Genomic DNA, 9,474 nt, shown 5'->3' on the forward strand with positions numbered 1-9,474 from the left:
TTGTCAGGATAGATTAGACTCGCAACTAAAGTTGCTCTGCTGAACGCAACGCTTAAGTTTCATCCCCTGGTTAAAACGCCGTCGTTTTCACCATCGCTATCTTATAATTTTCTCTTGTGCTACTTTTCTCCCCTGCTATCCTTTTCCCCTGCTACGGAACAGAATATTTTATTGAGTCAAGCCATGTTCAAGCGCATAACGGACTAACTCGGTACGGCTATTAGTTCCGGTTTTGCTAAACAAGCGACTGACATATTTCTCCACATTGCGGACGCTGGTTTCCAGACGGCGAGCAATTTCTTTATTCATCAGCCCTTGGGCGACCAAATCCAAGACACTTTGCTCGCGTGGCGTAAAGTCGATGCGGATAGGCGGAGGGGTTTGTGAAATATTGCCCCGTTGAGCCAACATTTCCCGAATCGCGGTCAGCTCTTTCTCGATATTCCCTAAATCTGCTGTACCCGCTGTTTCCTGAGCAGTAGCCGCACGACGTTCTAGCAAATTCTCCACCATGGCGACCAATTCATCCGTATCAAAGGGTTTAGACAGATAGTAATCACAACCTGCCTGATAGCCTTGAATTCGGTCTGTGGTCATCCCTCTAGCCGTGAGAAATATCACCGGCAGTGATTTGAAGCGAGGGTCTTCTCGCAGCTTCTTGAGAAACTGATACCCATCGACTTGAGGCATCATAACGTCGGTAATTACCAGATCGGGAGTTTTTTGTTGCAACATTTGCCATGCATCATTGGCATTACTGGCAACATCGACGGTAAAACCACCCACCTCTTCTAAATAGGCTGGGACTGATTCCCGAATCCCCGGTTCGTCATCGACCAGTAACAGTTGTGCTGACATCTCTCACTTCCTTTACCCTTACTTCTCCTAATTTAATGGAAAATGGGCATCAACGGAGTAGAACTGACAAGCTCAACCGAATAGTTGCTCACAACCCCTACCTCAAATTATTACTCCAGTCGGGGTAGAAGGCTTGAAGTGCTTCTATTCCCGCCGTTTTTCGTGTTTTTCTTTCCCAAAAGAGAGTTAACTTTCTCCCTTACCCTCTTGAAAAGATTTCCACACAAGCGGACACTAAGACTTGAGAGTCTATCGGCATTCCAGAGGTGTTTCGTGAAAAGAGTATTAGGTATCATTCTCGGAGGTGGCGCGGGCACCCGCCTTTATCCATTGACCAAGTTGCGGGCTAAACCGGCTGTTCCCTTGGCGGGTAAATACCGCCTGATTGACATTCCGGTCAGTAACTGCATCAACTCCGAGATCTATCAAATTTACGTTCTTACCCAATTTAACTCAGCATCCTTAAATCGGCATATTGCCCGCGCTTATAACTTTGCTGGCTTTACCGATGGGTTTGTGGAAGTCCTTGCTGCCCAACAAACCGCTGAAAATCCAAGCTGGTTTCAGGGAACAGCAGACGCAGTTCGTCAATACTTGTGGCTACTAGAGGAGTGGGATGTTGATGAATACATCATTCTATCCGGCGACCATCTCTATCGGATGGACTATCGCCATTTCGTGGAACACCACCGCAAAACTAAAGCCGATATCACCCTTTCTGTGGTGCCCATCGGTGAGAAACTGGCAAGCAGTTTTGGTTTGATGAAAATTGATCACACGGGCAGGGTGATTGATTTCAGTGAAAAACCCAAAGGTGATGCCCTCAAGCAAATGCAGGTGGATACGACGGTTTTAGGGTTGAAACCAGACGAGGCAAAGGAAAAACCCTATATTGCCTCGATGGGAATTTACGTCTTTAGCAAAGAGGCGTTGATCAAGTTGTTGCAAGCCAACCTGGAACAGACCGACTTTGGTAAAGAAATAATCCCCGGAGCATCGGCGGATCATAACGTTCAAGCCTACTTGTTCAACGACTATTGGGAAGACATTGGTACCATTGAAGCGTTCTATGAAGCCAATCTAGCCTTAACTCGGCAACCCCAGCCGCCCTTTAGCTTCTATGACAAAGAGGCACCGATTTATACTCGCGCCCGTTATTTGCCTCCGACCAAACTTTTGGATAGTCATGTGACGCAATCGATTATTGGAGAAGGCTGTATTCTCAAAGATTGTCGTATCCATCACTCGGTGTTGGGAGTTCGCTCTCGCATTGAAGCCGGTTGTGTGATTGAAGATACTCTGATCATGGGAAGTGACTTCTACGAACCCTTTGCCGAACGTAAATCAGGTGTAGAGACTGGACGTGTGCCCTTAGGGATTGGTGAAGGAACCACGGTTCGCCGTGCCATCATTGACAAAAACGCTCGCATTGGTCAGGATGTTCAGATTGTGAACAAAGATCGAGTCGAGGAAGCCGAACGTGAAAAACAAGGCTTTTTGATCCGCAATGGCATTGTCGTTGTTCTCAAAAATGCTGTAATTCCCGATGGAACCGTCATTTAGGTCTTTCTAGGGAAATGGGGACGGTAAAGTTGTCAATGACTGCCGCTTAATTCGTTGAAGCGGCAGCTTGGAAGAATCAGATTCCAACGTAAGCATTGTCTACCGCATGAGTTTCTAGATGGTACGCACCTCCGGATGTTTTCCTAGTTCGGAAATACTGCAAGACCTCTGATTGGGTCGCCTTAAGAGGGGACATCTTTCTAGAAATGGCGGTAAGGAACTAGTCACATTCATTGGATTATCTCCAAAATGCACAGTTCGGACTTCGGCTTACTTCGTTGAGGTTCCGAGGAGGGACAGCGAACTCGTTGAGGGAAATAGGGGCGGGGAGAGACTATTATCGTGTTTTTCCCGCCCTGATGTGACTCGCGCCCGCCCCTACAACTGTATTCCCTATAACTGGATAGGGGGAAATCCACACTCGTTGAGTCAGCCAAAGCTGAGCTAATTTTTAGATTAGCTACTATCCACAACTAATGTGGGTAAGCAACGGTTTAGGGAAAGTGGCATGATGGAGAAAAATGCCATGGCTTCTCTATTGGAGGCTTCAGGTGTGGAAATTGCGATCGCGTGAGTGAGAAAGATCCGAACTTAAACCCAGGCTGAGGTTTGTTACTCTAGCTTTGAGGTAGAGAACTATTAGCCCAGTTTATCGATTAAATCCTTGGAGTAGAGGAGAAACCCTTCATGGCTGCAACTGACTTTAAAGACTACTATGCCGTCCTGGGAGTTAGCAAGACGGCTAGTGCGGATGAAATTAAAAAGAGTTTTCGACGTCTGGCGCGGAAGTACCACCCAGACATGAACCCGGGTGACAAACAAGCTGAGGCTCAATTTAAAGAAGTTAACGAAGCCTACGAAGTCTTGTCTGACCCCGAAAAACGCAAGAAATACGATCAGTTTGGTCAGTACTGGAAGCAAGCAGGAGTTGGTGGGTATCCTGGAGCCGGGGGTGCTAATGTTGATTTCGGTAATTTTGATTTTGGTCAATATGGTAGTTTTGACGAGTTTATTAACGAACTTCTAGGGCGCTTTAATACAGCCGCTACAGGTACGCCAGGAGGTACGGGAACTCGCCGGACGTACACCTATCGCTCTACTCCGGGCGGAGCAACGGGTTCGGGTTTTAATGACTTTACCGGTGGCTTTGGTGGCTTTAATGATTTCTCTGGCTATGAAAATGGCAAAGCAGCAGCTGGGACTGATCGGGAAGCAACAATTACGTTGAGCTGGTCTGATGCTTTCCAGGGTACGCAAAAACGGATTAATTTGGGCAGTGAAGTCATCGAAGTGCGGATTCCGCCCGGTGCTAAACCAGGGAGTCGTGTTCGTGTTCGAGGCAAGGGTCAAGTGAGCCCTTACAACCAGCAACGCGGTGATTTGTACTTGATTGTAGACTTAAAACCTCATGCCTTCTTCCAGTTCGAGGGCGGTAATCTTCTGTGTGAAGTGCCAGTGATGCCCGATGAGGCAGTATTGGGCGCTACTATTGAGGTGCCGACTCCTGATGGGAAGGTCAGTGTTAATGTGCCAGCCGGGATTCGTTCGGGTCAATCTTTACGCTTGCGCGGTAAAGGCTGGACTCAACCTAAAGGTGGACGCGGTGACCAACTGGTGCGGATTATCATTGCTACACCAAAAGATATCACACCAGTTGAGCGAGAGTACTATGAAAAAATCCGGGCAAGCCGTCATTTTGATCCCCGCAGCTATTTGTCTCAGGTAAGTCTTTAGAGGGTGCAGGGAGAGTTTTGAGTTTTGAGTTTTGAGTTGTGATCCTTCATTACCTTCAAGGGCATGGCGCCTCTCGTATGTAGGAGCTCTTTTCACTATTTTTATCTCACAAAAGATGCGGCTAAACCCGCCCTGAGTGTTCCATACGTAGCATTCTACGTCTGGAACACATCATCTCCCTCATCTCCGGAGTCCACCCAGGAAATCTGAAGAAAGATATGGGTAATACAGAGTTTTAGGGTACAGGGATGCAGGGTGCATCCTATTGTTTTTTTTGTAAAGATAAATAAACTTAACCCGATAGTAAATCAAAATAAGTAACGGCTTTATAACGTTTTTTAAAGTTATTCGTGGATTCAGTCACAATAGTGGGAAATTTATATTAGCTTATGATTAGATAGCTCAAAAACTGCATGTGTTGTCATATTATGTCCAATTGAACCTGTGAATCAAGGACAGACGCAGGAGTTGGGAGAGACGGAAACAAGCCGTGTTTTTTTATTGGCAAAGTTTGACATGATATAACAACCAAGTTCAGTACATCTGGGAAAAAGAGTAGAGATAAATGGCGAGCGATAGCCAGATTAGAACAATCGCCTCACCACAGCTTCCGTGAAAACAGGGGGAAATTTGATTCAACGCTAGCCCAGAATTTGATGTGAGCGAATGAGGCTGACCCTTGTTTTAAACTCCCATCAAGTTTAAATATTTTTTACAGTCATTCCTCTAAATCCGAAAAATAAATAATAACTTGAGGGTTATGATCGAGAAAATGCCTCAATTTATCATCGAATTGGCATGAGTCAACTTATGAAAAAGTTCGATTTGAAAAAGTCCCAATGGATGAACAGTGCCAGAAAAAACTATCAGCCTGAAAAATTATCATGGACAGGCAATAGTCCGGAGCAACTAAAATGGATGCGGATATTGTATGAGACCCTTCCATGCATTTATTTAACCCTGAATTTTGATGGGGTGATTTTGGATGTAAGTCAGTTCGGTGCAGCATACTTGGGGTATGATTTTTGGGAATTAGTGCAAAAGCCAATTCATCGGCTTTTCGAGCAAGACAGCCAATGCCAGTATCAAGCTTTATTGAGTAATCTAAGTAAACATCCCACTGAAATTCATCATTGGGAAACTCGGTTGATTGGTAAAGATGGCAGGATTGTTTGGGTTAAGGCAAGAACCCGTTTGCTCCCGATAACCGCCTCTAATTCGATCATCAGTCTCGTTTGTGAAGATATGACGACGGCTAAGTCACAAGCATTGCTCCCAACTCCTCTGAGCAATAATAATGAAGCTTTTTTAATCACCAATGACAAGGGTATTTTTACCTATATTTGTCCTCAGGTCACCTCTATTTTTGGCTATTCTTTGTCTGAAGTCCGCGCTCTGGGTAATATTACTAAACTGCTGGGCAACCTGCCCTTGAATTGGCAAGCTTTAGCGGCTGCAGGGAAGGTTCGTAATATTGAGCTAGAAATTACCGATAAGACAGGCAAACCTCATACTTTAGTCGTTAATGTAAAGCAGGTTTCTATTCAGGGAGGGACAATACTTTATCGTTTGCGTGATATCACAAATCACCAGTCTATTGAAGACAAATGGCAACCAAAAGCTGATCAGTTGGCGGATGGAGTAGCCGTTCCGACTATGGAACAACAGAGTGATAACCAATACACCCAAGACATTCTCCAAGAGAGTGAAGCCCGATTCCGCACCATGGCAGATAGCGCCCCTGTGCTGTTATGGATGTCCGGTACAGATGGGTTATGTACGTTTTTTAATCAAGGCTGGTTAAAATTTACCGGACGTAGTCTGGAGCAAGAATTGGGTAATGGTTGGGCGGAGGGGGTGCATTCCGATGACAAGTCAAGCTTAGAGACGTATCAGGAGGCGTTTAATGCTCGTCAAGGGTTTCGGATGGAATATCGCCTACGACGAGCAGATGGAGACTATCGCTGGATTTTAAATACAGGAACGCCACGATTTACCCCCAGTGGTCAGTTTTTAGGCTATATCGGCTCTTGCATCGATATTAGTGATCGCAAACAAACCGAAACAGCTGTGCAACAGCAATATCTGCGAGAGCGGTTAATTGGTGCGATCGCGCAACGGATTCACTATTCCTTAGACTTAGACGAGATTCTCAATACCACCGTCGCCGAAGTGCGGCAAATTTTGGCGTGCGATCGCGTACTTGTCTTTCGCCTCTATGAAGATGGGAGTGGTGTGGTAGAGGTTGAATCCGTGGGTTCTCAGTGGAAACCCATTTCCGGAACTGTGATCAACGATCGCTACTTTGCCGAGGACTATATCCATCTTTACCAAAAAGGGCGCGTCCAATCCGTCGAAGATATCTATAATGCTGGGTTAACCGACTGTCATATTGAATTACTCGCTCAATTCCAAGTGAGAGCAAACCTGGTTATCCCTATTGTCCATGAGGAACGCTTGTGGGGATTACTTGTGGCTCAACAGTGCCAAACACCACGAAAATGGCAACCGTGGGAAATTGAGTTGCTGCAAAATCTTTCCACTCATACGGCAGTTGCCATTCAACAATCAGAACTCTATCAGCAAGCCCAAACCGAAATCCACCAACGCCAGCAAGCAGAAGCCACGTTGCGACAACAGGTTCAGCGAGAGCAGTTAATCAGCGCAATTACTCAACGCATTCGTCAGTCGCTGAACTTAGAGGACATTCTCGAACGCACCGTGGCGGAAGTACGCCAGGTTCTGCAAACGGATCGGGTGATTATTTTGCGCTTCAATCCCGACTGGAGTGGCAAGGTGGTTGTCGAATCCGTAGATTCACGCTGGTGTTCGATTTTAGGCAACCAGATTTATGACCCCTGTTTTGAGAAAAACTACCTCTCACTCTACCAACAAGGTCGAGTGAGAACCCTGGATGATATCTATGGGGCTAATCTGAGCCAGTGTTATATTAACTTACTCGCCAAATACCAGGTACGGGCTAACCTGGTTGTGCCAATTGTCCACAGTGAAAAACTACTACCCATCCCACAATCCCAACTCAATGTCTTAACAGCAACTCAAAGCCCAACGCGCTTGTGGGGACTGCTGATTGCTCATCACTGTAATGCACCCCGGAAATGGCAATCCTTTGAGATTGACTTACTCGACGGGTTAGCTTCTCAAGTTGCTATTGCCATTCAACAAAGCCAACTTTACGAACAGGCAAAATCTCTGTTCTGGCGAGAGCGAGTCCTTAATCAAGTCACTCAAGCCATCCGCTGTTCATTGGACTTAACCACAGTTTTTGAGACAACCGTCCGCGAGATTGGCGAGCTATTACCCGTTGATCGTGCCCAAATTGTACAATATTTGCCAGAGAGCCAGTGTTGGTTATCCGTGGCAGAATATCGCCGCTCTCCAGAGGATCTCAGTACTCTGGGACTGGAAATTCCGGATCAAAATCATCCCCTAGCTGAACGGCTCAAGCAATTAGAAATTATTAGGGAGGATAGGAGTACATTTAGCCAAGGCTTAGCTGAAGACTTGCCGGGAGCTTGGTTATGGGTTCCCTTGCACTTCAATTCTCAGATATTAGGGAGTTTAGCCTTAGGTAAAACCAGTCATCCCGACTCCTGGCAAAACTCAGAGGTAGAATTAATCGCCGCCATTGCCGACCAAGTCGCGATCGCGATCGGTCAAAGTCAACTGTACCATCAGGCTCAGTATCACCTCAAACGAGAACAAGCGATCAATCACCTAACTCACGCGATTCGTTGCTCACTCGACTTAGAAACGATTTTTTCTACCGCTACCCAGGAAATTGAGAGCCTTTTGCAAGTGGATCGCGCTCAAATTATCCAGTATATTCCCGAACGCCAACTCTGGGTAAATGTAGCGGAGTCGTGTCGCGATGAATGTTTGCCCAAAGTCTTGGGTGTAGAAATTCCCGATGAAAATAACCCCTTGGCTGAACGACTCAAAGGCTTAGAAGTGGTGCGGATTAACGATACCCGCTGTTTGGCAGACACAACCAATACAGCCGTCGCGCAACAGTTTCCTGGGGCGTGGTTGTTGGTTCCCCTGCACTGTGGTAACTCAGTTTGGGGCGCTTTAGGACTGATGATGGATAATCGAACCTACGATTGGCAAAACGCCGAGGTAGAGTTAATGTGTACCATCGCCGATCAATTAGCGATCGCACTCCAACAAGCGGAACTCTATGAACAAAGTCGCACGGCGGAAGCTAAAGCCTTAACCCACGCCCAACAGCTTGAGCAAACCGTCGTCAAACTCCAGAAAACCCAAGCGCAGTTGGTGCAAAGTGAAAAAATGTCCAGCTTAGGACAGTTAGTCGCCGGCGTTGCCCATGAAATCAATAATCCGGTTAACTTTATTTATGGTAATTTAGTCCACGCCAGTGACTATGCCACCGATCTGTTGGGTTTAATCGAACTCTATCAACAGCAATATCCCCAGATCACGCCAGAAATCCAGTCAGAAATCGAAGCCATCGATCTGGAATTTTTGGTGGAAGACTTGCCCAAACTTCTGGATTCCATGAAAGTTGGAGCGGAGCGGATTTGTGAAATTGTCTACTCCCTGCGGAATTTTTCCCGTATCGCTGAAGCCGATATGAAAGCCGTAGATATTCATGAGGGCATTAATAGTACCCTGATGATTCTGCGAAACCGACTCAAAGCACGGGGTGATAATCCTGGTATTCAGGTGATTCAAGAATACGGTAATCTGCCGCAGGTTGAATGTTACGCGGGACAAATGAATCAAGTGTTTATGAATTTGCTAGTCAATGCCATTGATGCCATTGATGAGCAAAATAAAAATCGGTCACGGGACGATATTAAAGCCAATCCTAGTACAATTCGAGTGCAGACTGAACTCTTAGATAACCAAGCGGTGGCGATCCGAATTATCGATAATGGTCCCGGAATGACGGAGGAGGTTAAGCAACAGCTATTTCATCCTTTCTTTACGACTAAACCGGTGGGGACGGGGACAGGTTTAGGATTATCGATTAGCTATCAAATTGTAGTTGAAAAACATAACGGTCGGCTTTTGTGTCAGAGTAAGTTAGGACAGGGAACAGAGTTTGTGGTTCAGATTCCAGTGCGTCAACATCTGGGTAAGGGTTGATACGAGTTGCGCTCAAACATAGTAGAAAAGCAGGGGAGGCAGGGGAGGCAGGGGGAGCTGGGGGAGCAGGGGGAGCTGGGGGAGCAGGGGAGGCAGGGGAAGCAGGGGGAGCAGGGGAAGCGGGGGGGGGGGGGGTAGCAGGGGAAGGGGTTGGAGAGGGGGAAGGGGGGGGAGACGGGGGCGGAG

At 46.6% G+C, this 9,474-nt stretch carries 5 protein-coding genes; 4 read left to right on the forward strand and 1 reads right to left on the reverse strand.

The window, feature by feature from the left end:
* Nucleotides 1-168: 168 nt before the first annotated feature.
* Nucleotides 169-858 (reverse strand): response regulator transcription factor, encoded by a 690-nt coding sequence (locus tag ACLGGO_RS34150; RefSeq protein WP_446337402.1) that lies wholly within the window; start codon nucleotides 856-858, stop codon nucleotides 169-171.
* 273 nt (nucleotides 859-1,131) lie between these two features.
* On the opposite strand from ACLGGO_RS34150, the gene ACLGGO_RS34155 reads away from it, so the two are divergent.
* The 4 genes from ACLGGO_RS34155 to ACLGGO_RS34170 all read left to right on the forward strand — a co-directional run.
* Nucleotides 1,132-2,421 carry a glucose-1-phosphate adenylyltransferase gene (locus ACLGGO_RS34155; RefSeq protein ID WP_446337401.1) on the forward strand — a complete coding sequence of 430 codons (1,290 nt, stop codon included), beginning with the start codon at nucleotides 1,132-1,134 and terminating at the stop codon, nucleotides 2,419-2,421.
* A gap of 687 nt (nucleotides 2,422-3,108) precedes the next feature.
* Nucleotides 3,109-4,155: a DnaJ C-terminal domain-containing protein gene (locus tag ACLGGO_RS34160; RefSeq protein WP_446337400.1), complete on the forward strand. Its 1,047-nt coding sequence runs from the start codon at nucleotides 3,109-3,111 to the stop codon at nucleotides 4,153-4,155.
* 810 nt (nucleotides 4,156-4,965) lie between these two features.
* Nucleotides 4,966-9,288 (forward strand): GAF domain-containing protein, encoded by a 4,323-nt coding sequence (locus tag ACLGGO_RS34165; protein ID WP_446422650.1) that lies wholly within the window; start codon nucleotides 4,966-4,968, stop codon nucleotides 9,286-9,288.
* On the forward strand, nucleotides 9,285-9,474 hold a 190-nt coding region (locus tag ACLGGO_RS34170), incomplete at its 3' end, for a hypothetical protein (protein ID WP_446422651.1). The genes ACLGGO_RS34165 and ACLGGO_RS34170, both read left to right, overlap by 4 nt.

The sequence above is a fragment of the Coleofasciculus sp. genome (genome assembly GCF_046565525.1).
In the GTDB taxonomy this organism is placed as follows: domain Bacteria; phylum Cyanobacteriota; class Cyanobacteriia; order Cyanobacteriales; family Coleofasciculaceae; genus Coleofasciculus.